The following is a 15,507-nucleotide window of genomic DNA, read 5'->3' as shown; positions in this document are numbered from 1 at the left end:
ATTACTCTGGGCTTTTTTTTACGTAAATTGCTACATCCACTCGTTACTGCGACGCTTTCTTTTGGGTAAATAGGTAAGAATAATACCCAGTAAAATACCGGCTCCGGCAACCATTCCTCCACGCGTGAACCACATCATCATTTCATCTTTATCAGCATTCGCGACTTTTTCGGTTAATACCGAAATTTCGCTTAACTGTTCATCGTTTTGTTGAGTAAGCGTGGAAACACGTTGACGAGACTCATTAAGCTCTTGGCGCAGTCGTGCATTATCACGCTGGGCAGTCTGTAAGCTCGTTTGGCTTTGCGCAAGTTGCTCGGTAAGGATAGGGAGTTGTTCGGCTTGAGACATGGCGGTTGAGACAAATTTACTTTCTACCCATCCTTCTCGGTCATCCCTGTCCTTCACTTTTGTGTAGCCTGTTTCACGGTTTGCCTCTAACACTGAAATGGGCGAGCCGGCTTGTATCGACCCTAAAATACGGTAGTTTCGAGAAGGACCTGTGTGCATAAAGATAAAAAGATCGTCACTGATATAATGTGAAGATGAGGCTTCTACAGTAGAGGTATCTTGAAGTGCGGATACATTGAAAGCACATGCAAAAAGGCCAAGAGCTAACCACTTACGGATCATAAAAATTCCAATTACTCGTTGTAAACATAATGATGGTATTGGTTGACCGCACTAAAGGCAAGTTAGTTTCATTTTTGTCTTAGGCACTTAGGTATTAAAAGTTACCTTTCTATACCACGGTATTTAACGCGAATGCTTAGCCCTTAATGACACTTAGGCTGCGTGTTTCATTGCCAAAAACTACGTTCAAAGGTAAGGTTGCTCCATAATCTGAAGCACACAAAACGACAATGTCAGAAATAGAACTTAAGTTTGTAACCCACCAACATGCGCATCAGCCTTTTACGCAAAACGTGCTGCCTTTATTTGAAAAGAATAATGTCGTGGTGTTATCCCACCATGAAATGCGCTTAGAGAATGATTATTACGACACCTCAAACCTAGCTTTTCAAAACCATAAAATGGGGTTTCGCGTTCGTGGTTGCAACGGACGGTATGAGCAAACACTTAAAACCAATGGCGTGGTAAGTGGAGGGCTTCATCAGCGAGCTGAATATAATGTTGATTTAGATGCCCCAACACCAGACTTAAACCTGTTTGACGCTGATGTATGGCCGAATAATTTCGATATCCTCACAATGAACGCTGAGTTGTCTCGCCAGTTCAGCACGCACTTTACCCGTCATGCCTATATGGTAGAAATAGGTGATAGTGAGGTTGAAATTGTACTGGATTGTGGTGAAGCAATAACCGATAAAGCGCGCTCTCCCATAAACGAGATAGAATTAGAGCTAAAGAAAGGCGAGGTGGGTAGCCTCTTTATATTGGCATCGTTAATTAACAAAACGATGGACGTGCGTTTAAGTGATGTATCAAAAGCGGCGCAGGGGTATCAACTTCTCCATGGCTTTAATGAAAAAATTCGCCCATTGCCTGCATTTCTATCGTTACCAGAGAACACCAGTACGCAGGACGCCTTTATTTTTGCAGTGAACTCTGCATTAGCGCACTGGCAATACCATGAACACCTTTTCATTGAAAGTGGCTCAATAAAAATGCTAGGAGAGGTGGCAAAAAGCGTACGATTACTACTCCAAAGCGTGTCGCTTTATTTGCCAGTTTTACAATGTGCGCAGATGCTCTCGCTTCATAAAAAACTGATCACCCACGTGCAACAGTGGGCGTGGCAAGATGACCTTCAGAGCTTGCGGTATTTGTTGTCGAAAAAAAGCATGTTTCACAAAAATTTAAGTAAATACCCTGCCATTGTAAGTTATCTTCAGGGGCGCAAAGCTGGGTTGCTGCATGCGCACGACCCGCAAAACCTTTTTTACGACAGCGATGCCACTGAAATTAAGTTGCTGGCCATTGGCCTGATGAACAATAAGCCTTGGCAGCATGAAGCGACTGGGTACGAGCTAGATGTGCTTGACCACGCTAAAGGTTGGCTATCGCAAGGATGGCAAACCGTACAGCAGAGCATGCCGATTAATAAAATGATGGCGCCTGCAAATTATTCTTCGGTCGAGGTATTGTTAAGGCAAACTCTGTGGAGTGGTTTCCTACTTGGCGATTTATTCGTTGAAGAACGTGGTAATTTTCGCGCACCGTGGTTAGATTTGCTGACGGGCATCGACGAGCTAAATGCATTATTGATGCTGAAGCAAGCGGTTCATGATGCAGATGATGAGTCGCACGATGAATTAACGTCGTGGACGAATGCTAAGCTTAGTACCTTGATAAAGGTCATGGAACGGACGCGCAACGTTGCAATGCGTAAAGAGATGTATTGGTAGTATCGCGCAGTAATGTGCGGTTAAAAGGATGTTGGTATGACGGTAAGCGGGTCTATTTACGATTTTTTCTTATATGCCATGGTCGGCTTCTATTTCGTCGCATTAATTCGACTAGCAGCTAACTGGCACTTGCTGAAAGAAGCGCGCTGGCTGGGCATTGCTGCCGCTTGTTGGCCAGTGTTTATGCTTGACGAATGGGTAAGGCTGGCAGAGGCTACTTCACTCACATGGTCGTTAGGGGCAACCGATGTGTTTGGCGTATTGTTGCTGTCGTGCTGTTACCGCTTCATTAAATCGATGCTTATTATCACTCCGTCAAAACGTTCACGGCTGTTTTGGCCAGTGGGCGTGACCGCAGTGTTTCAGTTGTCTATTTTTTTAATGCCGCTACAAGAAAAGTCGCAATGGCTCATGGGCTCGCCAGTAGGTGAGCCTCTATTGCTATGGCCTGCGTATATTCCGTCACTGGTGGCAGCGTTTAGCATACTGCTTATTGGTATCTTAGTGACCGAGCATATACAGCTATACCACCGATACCTTCCCTATCAAGTTGTCGATGTGGGCGAATATAAGATCCCGCGATTAGCAGGCTTGTTAGGCAGCACAGTGGGAGTATCGTTTTTAAATATATTGTTAGTCACTGCCGCGATGTTTGGGTTTTTTACCATTCCGTTTTGGGAAAGTCTTTATCATGTGCTGATAGGGGTAGTGCTGCTTGTTGTTTTACTAACATTAACGTCGCCACGCAACACTTCACCATCGCCTCTCGAATATGACAGGTTCGACAAAGGCGAGGAAACGCCTGCGAATATCCGAAGTGTGTTGCAACAGGCTGAACTTGCCGTTATCAATACTAAAGCATACAAAGACATGGGATTAACGCTGCAACAGTTTTGCGTAAGCAATGAACTTGATCCGACATTACTTGCCATCGCGCTTCAGCTCGAACGCAAACAAACCTTCCGCAGTTTTATCTATAAATACCGCTTAGATTATGCAAAGAACGTATTGCTTAACAGCGACGCGAAGGTCGCGCGAGTGGCAAAGCGGTTGGGGCTAGATTCAGAAAAGTTTCTGAGCGATTTTCTGGTTAAACATTTGCGTCGAGGGTCGAAATAACAGGGTAATAATTTACCCGAAACTTCGCCAGTCGTGCAGTATTGCTTAGGACTAGTATTGCCAGCCTGAACAGTATTACGTGTGTTGAAACAAAATGTTTTGCGTAAAGGTTTTACGTAAATAAAAACCACGGGGCCGTGTTTTAATTTTATTTCCTTCTGGCCCTAATGCGTCGGTCAGTACACTACCGTTTGCCGCTTTCGGGCGCATGTGCAGTGCAACGCCTTGCTTAGAGGTTATCGATTCCACGTGTCCGGTCAGTACAGCCTCTGTCAACTCTTCCCAATCTGCTCTTAACACCCTATCTTCTTGCTCGCTCGGCTGCCATAGACACGGCGTCGCCACACGACGCTCTGCCAAAGGAATACGTCTATCCCCTTCAATTGGCAACCATAAAACCTGCTGTAGTTTATTCCTTACGTTCGACGTTTCCCACGTAACGCCTGGCGCCATAAGCAAGGGCGCATAACAGACATACGTAGTTTCGATCGGGCGAAAGTACTCATCAATAGGAATGGTTTTAAGCTCAATGCCCAGTTCGGGAAAGTCTTGTTGGGGCTTTGACCCTGCACTTGCACCTAGCCAGCGCTCAATAAGCATTCCAGGCCATCCTTTATGTCGCTGTAGATTGGCCGGTATATCCACACTAGCCATCTCAGCAAGCTCGCCTAATGCCAGCCCGCCAAGGTTGTTACAGCGTTCAAGAAGCGCCTCGGCAGAGGCGGGGGGAGTCGAAGGTGGTTGCATACAATTCACTATTTTAGGGTTTGAGACCGTCCCAAGAAGAATAACACTATGATTGGAGCATAGTTTGTGGAAGAATGAAAACATATAAAAATAGTGTGTGCCCGGGAGTCTATGTGATAGATGCCGATGGATTCCGTGCGAATGTGGGCATAGTGATTTGCAACAAAATGGGTCAAATATTTTGGGCAAGGCGTTATGGTCAACATTCATGGCAGTTCCCTCAAGGCGGAATTGATGAAGGGGAATCTGCTGAACAAGCCATGTACCGCGAGCTTCATGAAGAAGTAGGGCTTATGCCTAAAGACGTCACTATTCTTGACGTTACGCGGAATTGGTTGCGATATAAGTTACCGAAGCGTTTAATACGTCAAGGTAGTAATCCCGTTTGTATAGGACAAAAACAAAAATGGTTCTTGTTGCAGTTAGATTGCAACGAGCAGGACGTAAACGTATTAAAAACGGGGCATCCCGAATTCGATGATTGGCGATGGGTAAGCTATTGGTATCCGATCCGGAATGTGGTTTCTTTTAAACGCGATGTTTATCGTCGCGTCATGAAAGAATTTTCACCTGTGGTCATGTCGCTACAACACCGACCTCCCCATCGTCAAAGTGCCGCGCCGAATAAGCGTGGGAAAAAGCGAAGACGAGGGTAAGCAAAAGGGGGACCTGTGAGTACAGGAGGTAACAAAGGGGCCATGCTAACGACGTTAAAGCGTATCGTGCAGGAAATGAATCAAATTCCCGCACTCGATACTGCGTTGTTTCGTCTCGCCTCTCGGGTTAAGCAAACCTTAGACGTTGACTCGTGCTCAATTTACCTTGCGGATTATGAGCGACAAGACTTTGTACTAAAAGCAACCGACGGCCTTGATGTTGATGCTGTCGAGCACGTACGCATAGGCTTCTCTGAGGGGCTTATTGGTCTTGTTGGTCAGCGTGAAGAACCCCTCAATATCGCTAATGCGCAAAAACATCCTCGTTTTAAACACTATCCAGAAGTAAAAGAAGAGAATTACAACGCATTCTTAGGTACGCCTATTATCAATCAACGGCGTGTGCTTGGCGTAATTACCCTTCAGCAAAGCGAAAAACGCCGTTTTAGCGAAGACGAAGAAGCCTTTCTTGTTACGCTTGCCGCCCAGTTAGCCCTTGAAGTGACCAATGCCGATATGCGTGGTGCGCTGAATTACTCGGCGACCAATGAATACACAATTCAACAAAAAAATGTTACCGGTATTGCAGGCTCTCCTGGGCTCGCCATCGGTAAAGGGTTCGCCCCAGATAAGTCGGTCAATCTGAAAAACTGGGTAGTTAAACGCACTAAAGCACCAGCGGAAGAAATCCAACGATACCGGCTTGGCGTAGAGGAAACCCGTAAACACGTCGACAACCTCTCAGAGCGACTCGACGACGGCATTCCTGATGACGTTAAATCCATTTTTCAGCTGTACCACCACTTATTAGACGCAAATAGTTTAGGTCGGGAAGTTGAAGAAAAAATTAAGCAAGGTTGGGACGCCGCATCATCATTGAAGATGGTGGTAGAAAGCTACGCCGCGCGCTTTCAGGCGATGGACGACCCATACATGCAAGAGCGTGCCATTGATATTGTAGATTTATCAGACCGTATTCTTGCCAATATTTTGCTTGCGGCAAAAGGCTACAAAGTAAAAGAGAAGTATGCGGTAGAAGACAGCATCTTGGTGGCTGAAGAAGTCTCCGCGACCATGTTGGCAGAGTTTCCTAGAGATAAATTAAAAGGAATTATCTCTATTCGCGGCTCGAATAACTCTCATGCCGCGATATTGGCCAGAGCCATGGGTGTGCCAGCGGTAATGGGCTGTCAAAACGTTTCACCTGCTTTATTAGAAGACAAAGAAATACTGGTTGATGGATACGCGGGCGAGGTTATAGTTTCACCCGAAAGAAACATTAAAAACGAGTTCATTCAATTAATAGAAGAAGAATCGGCGATAACCGAGCGTATCGACGCCGAGGCGGGGCAGCCATGTGAGAGTATCGATGGATGCAGAATGTCTTTATATATTAACGCGGGGCTTTCAGCGCAGGGCGAACTCAGTCCTGAGCACATAGGATCAGGAATTGGACTATACCGAACTGAAATCCCCTTTATGCTGCGAGAGCGTTTTCCGTCAGAACAAGAACAAGTGTTGTTGTACCGCGAGGTATTAGAATCGGCGCCAGAACTTCCCATCACCATGCGTACGCTCGATGTTGGGGGTGATAAACCGCTACCGTATTTCCCTATTAATGAAGAAAACCCTTTCTTAGGCTGGCGTGGTATTCGGCTTACCTTGGATCACCCCGAAATATTTCTTGTGCAAGTTCGTGCTATGCTGCGCGCAAGTGTGGGGTTAACCAACCTGCAAATCATGTTACCGATGATTTCTACGGTAAGTGAAGTGCAAGAAGCGAAACGGCTTATAAATCAAGCGTTTTACGAAATCAGTGATGAAGTTGTAGAAAGTGGTGAGACGCTTAAAAAGCCTAAGCTAGGGATTATGCTAGAAGTACCGTCGGTATTGTATCAGCTTCCACAACTAGCCAAGCATGTCGATTTCTTCTCGGTCGGCAGCAACGACCTCACGCAGTATTTGCTCGCAGTTGATAGAAACAATACGCGGGTGGCGAGTTTGTATAACAGCTATCACCCTGCCGTGCTTGGTGCACTTTACGATATTGTTAAGCAAGCTAATCAAAACCAAGTGCCTGTTACTATTTGTGGTGAAATCGCCGGTGAGCCATCCGGCGCTATCCTGTTAATGGGCATGGGTTATAGAAAGTTAAGTATGAATGCGTTCAACTTACGAAAAATAAATTGGTTAATACGAAAAGTGACATTAGAAGAAAGCCGTGAGCTACTATCGTTAGCAATGACCTGTGAAACACAAGAAGAAGTGTTTGGTTATTTAAATGCCTTTTTAGAAGGGAAAGGCTTAGGTGGTCTTATTCGAGCTGGCGCATAATGTTACCTGCCTGGCGGTGTCTGTCACTACCCTATATGCGCTATCACGCCACTCGTTTGGCCAATACAGCAGTTAACATAATAAATCGCCCTCACTTAGTAGGCTGTCTCATGATAAAAGGGAACAAATGGAACCCATAACCGTCATCTTTTTAAGTTGTTTGTTGCTTGGTACCATTGTAGGGTTACTGGCAGGCATGCTAGGGATAGGCGGCGGGCTTATTATCGTCCCTGTGTTGTCTTATCTATTGGTACATTTGATGGGAATGACAACCGAAACCGTTATGCCTGTTGCTATTGCAACATCGCTTTCCACCATCATATTTACCGGGTTCTCTTCTGCCTATGCCCACTATCGGCTTGGTAACATCGACCGCAATATTGTTACCTATACAGGCGCAGGTATTGCAATTGGGGCAATCATTGGTGCGCAAGTGGCAAGTCTTATTTCAGGAGAGTTGCTGAAGAATGTTTTTGCCATACTCGTTATCGTTATTGCGCTTTACATGATTTTTGGTAAACGAAAAGCGTCAGATAAAAAGGCCACCACTACCGCGCTTGCTAGTGTGGGGGTCGGTACTGGGGTAGTGAGTGCGTTAATGGGCATCGGGGGCGGTGCATTATTGGTGCCCGCATTGGTGTGGTTTAGAGTGAATATTCGCGCAGCAATTGGCTGTGCAGCCTTTTGTGGGCTCATTATTGCGGTATTTGGCACTGCAAGCTTTGTTGTGGCTGGATTAAAACAGCATGAAATGCCACCTTTCAGCGTGGGATATGTTTACCTTCCTGCTACGGTCGGTATAGTAGCAACCTCAATGTTTACTGCAAATATTGGCGCTAAACTAGGTCAGCGAGTAAATACACGTATTTTAAAGGCTATACTGGCAAGCTTGTTGGTATTGGTCAGTATAAGAATGTTAGTAGGAATTGAATAATATAATGGAACAGAGCAGTTTTCTGGTATTCCCAAGTATCGACCCAGTTATTTTTAGCCTTGGTCCCCTAAGCGTCCGTTGGTATGGCATGATGTATCTTGTTGGCTTTATTGCGGCATATTTACTTGCGCAAAAGCGGCTGTCACAAACCTCGTGGTCACGGGACCAACTTAGTGACCTCCTGTTTTGGAGCTTTGTGGGTGTCATTCTCGGTGGAAGAGTGGGGTACGTACTCTTTTATCAGTTCACCATGTTTGTCGATAACCCACTGTATCTCTTCAAAATTTGGGCGGGCGGGATGTCCTTCCATGGCGGATTGTTGGGAGTGTTGGTAGCCTTGTTTTGGCAAGCAAGAAAAATGGGAGCCTCGTTTTTGCAAGTAGGCGATTTCGTTGCGCCATTGGTTCCCATTGGTTTAGGCGCAGGGCGGATCGGCAACTTTTTAAATGCCGAGTTATGGGGCCGTACCACCGATGTACCGTGGGCAATTATTTTCCCTGGTGCAGGCAATGTGGCAAGGCACCCATCGCAGCTTTACGAATTTGCGCTTGAAGGCGTATTATTATTTGTTATCTTATGGTTATACTCAGCAAAGCAACGCCCAACTGGCGCAGTAAGTGGCCTATTTCTATTGGGGTACGGTAGCTTCAGATTTTTTGTTGAATACTTCCGTGAGCCCGATGCGCACATAGGTTTATATCAAATGGGTTTAAGCCAAGGGCAACTTTTATGTTTACCCATGATTGCGCTGGGCTTGGGGCTGATTGTTTGGGCGTATAAAGGTGGCAAGCAGCACCGTGTTGAAAACTAGAATAATATAAGAATAAGAATGAAAGAATATCTCACACTTATGCGTCACGTGCGTGATGCAGGCGTTAAAAAGGAAGACCGCACAGGGACCGGCACGCTTAGCGTTTTCGGCTATCAAATGCGCTTTAACTTACAGGAAGGGTTTCCGCTAGTCACAACTAAAAAGTGTCATCTTAAATCCATTATTCATGAGCTGCTCTGGTTTCTTAAAGGCGAGACCAATATTGCGTACCTAAAAGAGAATGGCGTTAGCATTTGGGATGAGTGGGCTACTGAAGATGGCGAACTAGGTCCAGTTTACGGTAGCCAGTGGCGCAGCTGGGAGCGGGGCGATGGCACAACGGTAGATCAAATTGCCGAGGTCATTGACCAAATTAAAACAAACCCTGACTCACGACGACTTATTGTTAGTGGCTGGAATCCAGCGGTGCTGCCAGATACCGACTATACGCCGAAAGAAAATGCAGCAATGGGCAAACAAGCACTGCCACCCTGCCATACCCTTTTCCAATTCTATGTATTAGAAGGTAAATTAAGCTGTCAGCTATATCAGCGCAGCGGCGACATATTTTTAGGTGTACCTTTTAATATCGCAAGTTATGCACTACTTACAATGATGGTCGCCCAAGTATGCGACCTTGAACCAGGTGATTTTATTCACACCCTAGGGGATGCGCATCTTTATGCTAATCATTTAGAGCAAGTCGAACTTCAATTGAGTCGCACACCATTTGAACGTCCAACCATGAGAATTAATCCTGATGTCAAAGATATCTTTGGCTTCACGTTTGACGATTTTTCATTAGAAAATTATCAATGTCATCCACATATTAAAGCGCCAGTGGCGATATAGGGAGCATTTATGAGTACTCCCATATTAATTTGCGATGACTCTGGGTTCGCAAGGCGTCAGATGGCGCGGAGTATCCCAGATGGGTGGGATGTCGAGATATCCTTTGCAGAAAACGGGGAAGAGGCCATTGCGCTTATTGAACAGGGCAAAGGGGATGTGCTTTTTCTCGATTTGAATATGCCGGTGATGGATGGCTATCAAACCATGGATGCCATTCGCGCCAAAGACTTATCCTGTCTGGTTATTGTTGTTTCCGGTGATGTGCAAGCTGAAGCACGTGAGCGTATGATTGGCAAAGGGGCTATCGACTTTATTCGCAAGCCGATAGACAACGACAAGCTAAGCCATATTCTGTCCTCGTATGGTATCTACAACGGTGATGCAAAAGCTGAGATGCGTGAGGCGACGGTACGTGATGGCGATACGTCTACCGAAGAAGATAAATTAGATGCATATCGGGAAATGGTTAACGTAGCCATGGGGCGTGCAGGAGAAAATCTTGCGCAGTTACTGGGTGAGTTCATCGATTTACCTATTCCCAATGTTAACCTGCTCGAAAGCAATGAGTTATCAATGGCCGTTGCTGATATTAATCGAAACGATTGTGTTTCTGCGGTATCGAAAGGGTTTGCGAGCGCAGGAATTCGTGGTGAAGCGCTGGTTATCTTTAACGACTTCAATTCGCAAAATATTATCGAATTATTAAAGTACGACCAATATAGCTCAACGGGAAGTGTTGAGTTAGAGGCGTTGATGGATGTGTCAAACATACTTATCGGCGCGTGCATAAACGGTTTATCTGAACAGTTAAATGTGTCGTTTAGTCATTCGCACCCCGTGTTACTGGGCAGACACCAAGGTCTAGCGGCATTACTGAGCGAAAACGTAAAGCAGTGGGGCAAGGTAATGGCAATAGAGATAGCCTACGCTATTAAGGCAAAAGATATCTCTTTCGACTTACTATTGCTGTTCCCCAATGATGCGATGAAGCATATTTATGGACGTCTTGTTGATGTGGAAAGGGAAGCGTCGTGATCATATCGAGCAACGAAAATAATACGGTACCGGCAGGACTCGTCGACTCTATCGAAGTCGGCATTGTTATTCTAAACCGGGATTTTGAGGTAGAAGTGTGGAACAAGTTTATGGAGAACCACTCGTCTATTTTGCCTAGAGATATTGTCGGACAGCCCATTTTCACCCATTTTCCAGAAATAGATGAGCCTTGGTTAAGGCTTAAGTCAGAGCCTGTATTTAATCTTAAAAGCCCGGTTTTTGTTATTTGGGAACAGCGCCAGTATTTGTTTAAATTTGGTTGTAATCGCCCGATCACATGTGACGCAAATTACATGTACCAAAACGTGACTATGTTTCCTCTCATTTCTGAAGACGGTAGCGTCGAGCGCTTTTGTGTTCTTGTTTACGATGTCACTGACCAAGCACTCGGTAAACGAGGAATGGAAAGGCTAAATGAAGAGCTTAAAATAGCCAGTCGGGTGGATGGATTAACCGGTTTGTATAACCGTCGCTATTGGCAAGAGCGGTTTGAACAAACCTATAAACTTGCTAAACGGCAGGAAAAATCAAGTACGGCCATCATGCTGGACATTGACCATTTTAAAAAGATTAACGATACCTATGGGCATCAGGCAGGCGATAAGGTTATTCAAATGCTTGCCGCGTTAATAAAGAAATGCATTCGAGAAACCGATCTTGCAGGGCGGTACGGTGGTGAAGAATTCGCGTTGATTTTGACCGACTCAGCAGCAGAAGATGCGCTGGTGGTTGCAGAACGCATAAGACGCTTTGCAGAGCGCTTAAAAGTGGAGCACGAAGGCGACACCATTACCTTCACCGTTAGCTTAGGGTTATCTCAATTTAACAACGATGGCGTCAGTTCGATGGCGTGGTTAGAACAAGCAGACCAAGCCTTATATAAGGCCAAGGAAACTGGCCGCAATCGGTCTTGTGTGTTTTCAGAATAACGTAAGTGACGAAAACGCGGCGGAGTTTGTAGGGCGCTACATTACTGTTGTGCCTTTAGTCATATTTAATAAGTGTCAGCGCTAGTGTATTTTTAAGCTCTTGAAACGTTACAGGCTTAACTAAGTGATAGCGCATACCCACCTTAATTGATTCTCTTTTTTCTTCGTCTCTGGCATTTGCCGTTATCGCTATCACAGGAAGTGAAGGCTGCTTTTCAACGATAATCTTTGCCACATCAATGCCGCTCATATCGGGTAAATTTATATCCATTAACACTGCGGCAAAGTCGCGAGTAGTGATGGCGACAATGGCATCCTCTCCATTGGTTACCACGTAAGCTTCATACCCCATGCAACCCAGCATACTTTGGGTCATTTCTGCATTGATAGGTTCATCTTCAACCACCAAAATTACATTTTTCTGCGTTGTGGCAATATGTTTGTCTTGCGATGAGTTGAAGTGATGTAAGGTATCCACAAACCTATTGGTATCAATAGGTTTAACAAAGGCTTGCGCGATAGTGAGCTGTTGGTTGGCCACAATGTTGGCAACATCAGGCGTGGCGGAGATTAATATAACGGGTGGTGTACGTTCACCGTAAATGGCGTGCAACGTGCGAATAAGCTCAATGCCATTGATGCCCGGCATACATAAATCGATGAAAATTGCGGTGAAATTAAGTAACTCTTCATGCAAGTTGAGTAATTCGTTACCGTTTGCAAAACACTGTGCCGTAAAGCCTTCTCGAGTAATAATATTTTGTAGATGAAGCCGTGAAATCTCTAGATCATCAACGATAGCAAACTTAACAAATCGGTTTACGTCGCTAAGGTGTGTGACGGTCTCTACCGGCGTAATAGGAATGTGAATAGTAAATTCAGTACCAATGCCCTCTTGGCTCACAAACGAAATGGTTCCTCCTAGGCTTTCTACATTTTGCTTTGCAATCGTAAGCCCAACGCCAGCCCCAGGGTAGCGGTGGTTCTCAATTTGTTCAGCCCTGAAAAAACGATTGAATACTTTTATTTGAATGTCTTCACTAATACCGGTACCAGAATCGTTTACTCGCACCACTAAGTATATTTTCTTCTCTTTTACTTCAGTAGTGATACTGACATCTATTAACCCATTAGAAGTGAACTTCACAGCGTTATCTAAAACGTTTGCGATGCTTTTAGTAATCACGGATGCATTACCTAAAATGAAGGACGGCACGCTATGACTACAGTGCATAGTAAAGTCGACCTTTTTGTCTCGTACGCGAACAGAATAAGGCGAAACGATTTCATCAAGCAGCCGAATAAGGTCAATCTCCTCGTTAACGGGCACTGCGTCGTTTTCTTCATCAAAAATATCGACGAGGTTGTTGGTGAGATTAAGTAATCGGTAGCATGATTGCTCAGCTTGCTGAATCAATTTCCCCTGTTGCTCTTTAAGGTTGGGGATAAGCTCAAGGGCGGAAATAATGGCACTAATCGGGGCTCTAAACTCATGGCTCATTAAGTTGAGGAACTGGCGCTTTTCTCTATACAGGCCTTGATTTAACGAAGAGAGGCTTTCGCCGTCGTTAGCACGTAGAGTGTTTAAGCCCGCCACAAACCAAAACCAGCTTGCAATTAACACCAGTAGTATCCCACCGGCACAAAGTAACAAGTTAGTCTGTGTTTCTTTACGGTCAATATTGAAGCGCTCCAGCTTCTCTTGCTCCAGTGCGCGTAACGATTGATCAATAATGTCAAAGGCCCGAGAGGGGAATACAATTTCTTCTACATGCGCCTGAGAACCGAAGGAAAGCACGTGTAAGGCTCTGCCAATATGGAGCAGCTGGTCTTGATTGTCTTGCATAGAAAGTAAAGTAAGGGGGGTATTAATATCATCACTATTCAGGTTCTCGGTATTATCCATGGCCTCGTAAAGTGCGACGTCATCTCCCCACACGCGTGCAATGTGAAACTTCATTTCCTGGTAAAGGGGCTGTAACTTAACTTGAAGTGAAGGAATACGCTCTCTATTTTCAACCTGCTGTATCGCGTCCACAATAGGCTTTGATGTTGTTGCAATATGTTGAAGTGCATTAAGCGCATGAATGTGTTTAGCAATAAGGCTAGGCGCGCGAACAGCACTAAAGATTACAAAAAAGCACACGCTGATGACTACGCCAATGGCCACCAATGAAATAGCATAGTGTCTTAACATAGTAGAATGTGTGGAGCGTTGATTCATTAAGGCTATCCGTTGCGTTGCCAATTTAAGGCGGTGTTATATAGACTTGTTTGAAAACTATTTGTCTTATTTCAAAGATAGAGTAATTCATCCAGAATGCAAAATTAAACCGGTGCTATGTATTACCTTGTTCTAGCGCGCTAATCTTGTGTCTAATGCTGTAAAGAAACAACAGGCTAGGAATGACCATAACGGCGGTTAAGATAAAGAATAGACTCCAATTACCATCTAGGTAATCAACGACAAAGCCGCTACTAGAGGCGACAAACGTCCGTCCAGCGACGCTCAACGACGCCATAAGCGCATATTGAGTAGCACTAAAGGCACGGTTGCACAGAAGCGAGATAAACGCCACCATAGCCACGGTACTCCATGCGCCGGTAAAACCATCGATGATAACCGCAGCGGCTAACAAGCTTGTATCGGGCCCGGTATGCGCAATAAGAGAGAACATCAGGTTAGAAGCCGCCATGGTTATGCCTGCAATCATTAACCCTTTGTAGATGCCATAGCGGATGTTGACCAAACCACCTAACAGAGAAAAAATAATAGTCACCCACCAATTAAGGAGTTTTGAGTAAGTCCCAATATCGCTATTTGAAAACCCTATCTCTTTGTAAAAGACAATACTCATCCGCCCTAAAAAGGCTTCACCAATTTTGAAAAGAAAAATAAAGAGCAGGAAAGAAAGCGCTAGCTTGACACCGTTACGAGAAAAAAATTCGACAAAGGGGCTTAGCAGGGTTTGCTTAAGCCAAGATATTATCGAAAAACGAGCGGTGTTTTGCGCATTATTGCTACGGCCAAAGACAAGTTTATCAGCGGCATCACGTAATGCTTGGCGGTCGATGTCAGGCTCTTTAGCGAATAAGGTTGTTATTGATAGCCCTAACATAATAAAGGCGAGTAAGAGGTAGATACTAGGCCAATACCATCCGTCAACATCGGCAATAAAAAACGGAATGGCACCAAGCCCACCGTAGCCGGTCCACCAACCAGCAGTTGCCACCGACGAGGCGGCAGACATGGACGCTTTTTCTTCTGCCTTAATAACATCAATGCGATAGCCGTCTATTGCAATATCTTGTGTGGATGAAAATAGGGCAATCAGCAGGCCAAACAGTGCGATGAAATACAGCGACGTTTGGGCGCTTAACTGAGACATAGCAACACAACACAGTATGATGGCCAGTTGCATCGACACAATCCAGCCTCGCCGTTGACCCAGCACTAGGGGGGTTATGCGGTCAATCAGTGGAGACCAAAGAAAGTTTATTGAGTAGACGGCAAAGATAGCACCAAACAAACCAATCGACGACCGTGATAAGCCTTCATCTTTTAACCACGCAGATAATACCGAGCCGATCATTATCCACGGAAAACCGCTGGATACCCCAAAAAAGAAAATACTGAGAAGGCGTTTATCTTTAAAAATGCGTAGCGCGTTAAACAAAAAAATGTCCAGCTCAAAGAGTC

At 45.1% G+C, this 15,507-nt stretch carries 13 protein-coding genes; 9 read left to right on the top strand and 4 right to left on the bottom strand.

What is annotated here, in order from left to right; translation table 11 throughout:
* Positions 1–30 precede the first annotated feature (30 nt).
* The gene (locus tag AC27EZ_RS03465; RefSeq protein WP_487133959.1) at positions 31–633 is read right to left on the bottom strand and encodes a TIGR04211 family SH3 domain-containing protein; all 603 of its coding nucleotides are present in this window, start codon (positions 631–633) and stop codon (positions 31–33) included.
* Between the two features lie 230 nt (positions 634–863).
* Here AC27EZ_RS03465 and AC27EZ_RS03460 point away from each other — a divergent pair, with 230 nt between their 5' ends.
* Positions 864–2,369, top strand: a complete 1,506-nt coding sequence (locus AC27EZ_RS03460) for a CYTH domain-containing protein (protein ID WP_487133958.1) — start codon at positions 864–866, stop codon at positions 2,367–2,369.
* A gap of 36 nt (positions 2,370–2,405) precedes the next feature.
* Positions 2,406–3,488, top strand: coding sequence for a helix-turn-helix domain-containing protein (locus tag AC27EZ_RS03455; RefSeq protein WP_487133957.1), 1,083 nt, complete (start codon positions 2,406–2,408; stop codon positions 3,486–3,488).
* 75 nt (positions 3,489–3,563) lie between these two features.
* Here AC27EZ_RS03455 and mutH read toward each other — a convergent pair whose 3' ends face one another.
* The gene (mutH, locus tag AC27EZ_RS03450; RefSeq protein WP_487133956.1) at positions 3,564–4,235 is read right to left on the bottom strand and encodes a DNA mismatch repair endonuclease MutH; all 672 of its coding nucleotides are present in this window, start codon (positions 4,233–4,235) and stop codon (positions 3,564–3,566) included.
* Between the two features lie 113 nt (positions 4,236–4,348).
* Between mutH and rppH the strand changes: the two genes are divergently transcribed.
* The 7 genes from rppH to AC27EZ_RS03415 all read left to right on the top strand — a co-directional run bounded on the left by rppH (position 4,349) and on the right by AC27EZ_RS03415 (position 11,807).
* Positions 4,349–4,891: an RNA pyrophosphohydrolase gene (rppH, locus tag AC27EZ_RS03445; RefSeq protein ID WP_487134007.1), complete on the top strand. Its 543-nt coding sequence runs from the start codon at positions 4,349–4,351 to the stop codon at positions 4,889–4,891.
* A gap of 42 nt (positions 4,892–4,933) precedes the next feature.
* Positions 4,934–7,225 carry a phosphoenolpyruvate--protein phosphotransferase gene (ptsP, locus tag AC27EZ_RS03440; RefSeq protein ID WP_487134006.1) on the top strand — a complete coding sequence of 764 codons (2,292 nt, stop codon included), beginning with the start codon at positions 4,934–4,936 and terminating at the stop codon, positions 7,223–7,225.
* Between the two features lie 127 nt (positions 7,226–7,352).
* Positions 7,353–8,159, top strand: coding sequence for a sulfite exporter TauE/SafE family protein (locus tag AC27EZ_RS03435; protein WP_487133955.1), 807 nt, complete (start codon positions 7,353–7,355; stop codon positions 8,157–8,159).
* Positions 8,160–8,163: 4 nt separating this feature from the next.
* On the top strand, positions 8,164–8,970 hold the full coding sequence (lgt, locus tag AC27EZ_RS03430; RefSeq protein ID WP_487133954.1) for a prolipoprotein diacylglyceryl transferase: 807 nt from the start codon (positions 8,164–8,166) through the stop codon (positions 8,968–8,970).
* 18 nt (positions 8,971–8,988) lie between these two features.
* Complete coding sequence (locus tag AC27EZ_RS03425) at positions 8,989–9,822, top strand: thymidylate synthase (protein ID WP_487133953.1); 834 nt, start codon at positions 8,989–8,991, stop codon at positions 9,820–9,822.
* 9 nt (positions 9,823–9,831) lie between these two features.
* Positions 9,832–10,857, top strand: coding sequence for a response regulator (locus AC27EZ_RS03420; RefSeq protein ID WP_487133952.1), 1,026 nt, complete (start codon positions 9,832–9,834; stop codon positions 10,855–10,857).
* The gene (locus tag AC27EZ_RS03415) at positions 10,854–11,807 is read left to right on the top strand and encodes a GGDEF domain-containing protein (protein WP_487133951.1); all 954 of its coding nucleotides are present in this window, start codon (positions 10,854–10,856) and stop codon (positions 11,805–11,807) included. Before AC27EZ_RS03420 ends, AC27EZ_RS03415 begins: the two co-directional genes overlap by 4 nt.
* 55 nt (positions 11,808–11,862) lie before the next feature.
* Here AC27EZ_RS03415 and AC27EZ_RS03410 read toward each other — a convergent pair whose 3' ends face one another.
* Complete coding sequence (locus tag AC27EZ_RS03410; RefSeq protein WP_487133950.1) at positions 11,863–14,031, bottom strand: response regulator; 2,169 nt, start codon at positions 14,029–14,031, stop codon at positions 11,863–11,865.
* Between the two features lie 115 nt (positions 14,032–14,146).
* A complete protein-coding gene (locus AC27EZ_RS03405) occupies positions 14,147–15,484 on the bottom strand; it encodes an AmpG family muropeptide MFS transporter (RefSeq protein WP_487133949.1) in 1,338 nt (445 codons plus the stop codon).
* Positions 15,485–15,507: the final 23 nt, after the last annotated feature.

It is taken from the genome of Alteromonas sp. 4NH20-0056 (assembly GCF_057539655.1).
The sequence above is the reverse complement of the archived record's forward strand: the minus strand, read 5'-3'. Positions and strand labels throughout refer to the sequence as shown.

Excerpts from the sequence above, each read along its gene's own strand:
- AC27EZ_RS03425 (WP_487133953.1), top strand. The coding sequence starts at position 8,989 with ATGAAAGAATATCTCACACTTATGCGTCACGTGCGTGATGCAGGCGTT.
- mutH (WP_487133956.1), bottom strand. The coding sequence starts at position 4,235 with ATGCAACCACCTTCGACTCCCCCCGCCTCTGCCGAGGCGCTTCTTGAA.
- AC27EZ_RS03420 (WP_487133952.1), top strand. The coding sequence starts at position 9,832 with ATGAGTACTCCCATATTAATTTGCGATGACTCTGGGTTCGCAAGGCGT.
- lgt (WP_487133954.1), top strand. The coding sequence starts at position 8,164 with ATGGAACAGAGCAGTTTTCTGGTATTCCCAAGTATCGACCCAGTTATT.
- AC27EZ_RS03465 (WP_487133959.1), bottom strand. The coding sequence starts at position 633 with ATGATCCGTAAGTGGTTAGCTCTTGGCCTTTTTGCATGTGCTTTCAAT.
- AC27EZ_RS03460 (WP_487133958.1), top strand. The coding sequence starts at position 864 with ATGTCAGAAATAGAACTTAAGTTTGTAACCCACCAACATGCGCATCAG.
- AC27EZ_RS03410 (WP_487133950.1), bottom strand. The coding sequence starts at position 14,031 with ATGAATCAACGCTCCACACATTCTACTATGTTAAGACACTATGCTATT.
- AC27EZ_RS03455 (WP_487133957.1), top strand. The coding sequence starts at position 2,406 with ATGACGGTAAGCGGGTCTATTTACGATTTTTTCTTATATGCCATGGTC.
- ptsP (WP_487134006.1), top strand. The coding sequence starts at position 4,934 with ATGCTAACGACGTTAAAGCGTATCGTGCAGGAAATGAATCAAATTCCC.
- AC27EZ_RS03435 (WP_487133955.1), top strand. The coding sequence starts at position 7,353 with ATGGAACCCATAACCGTCATCTTTTTAAGTTGTTTGTTGCTTGGTACC.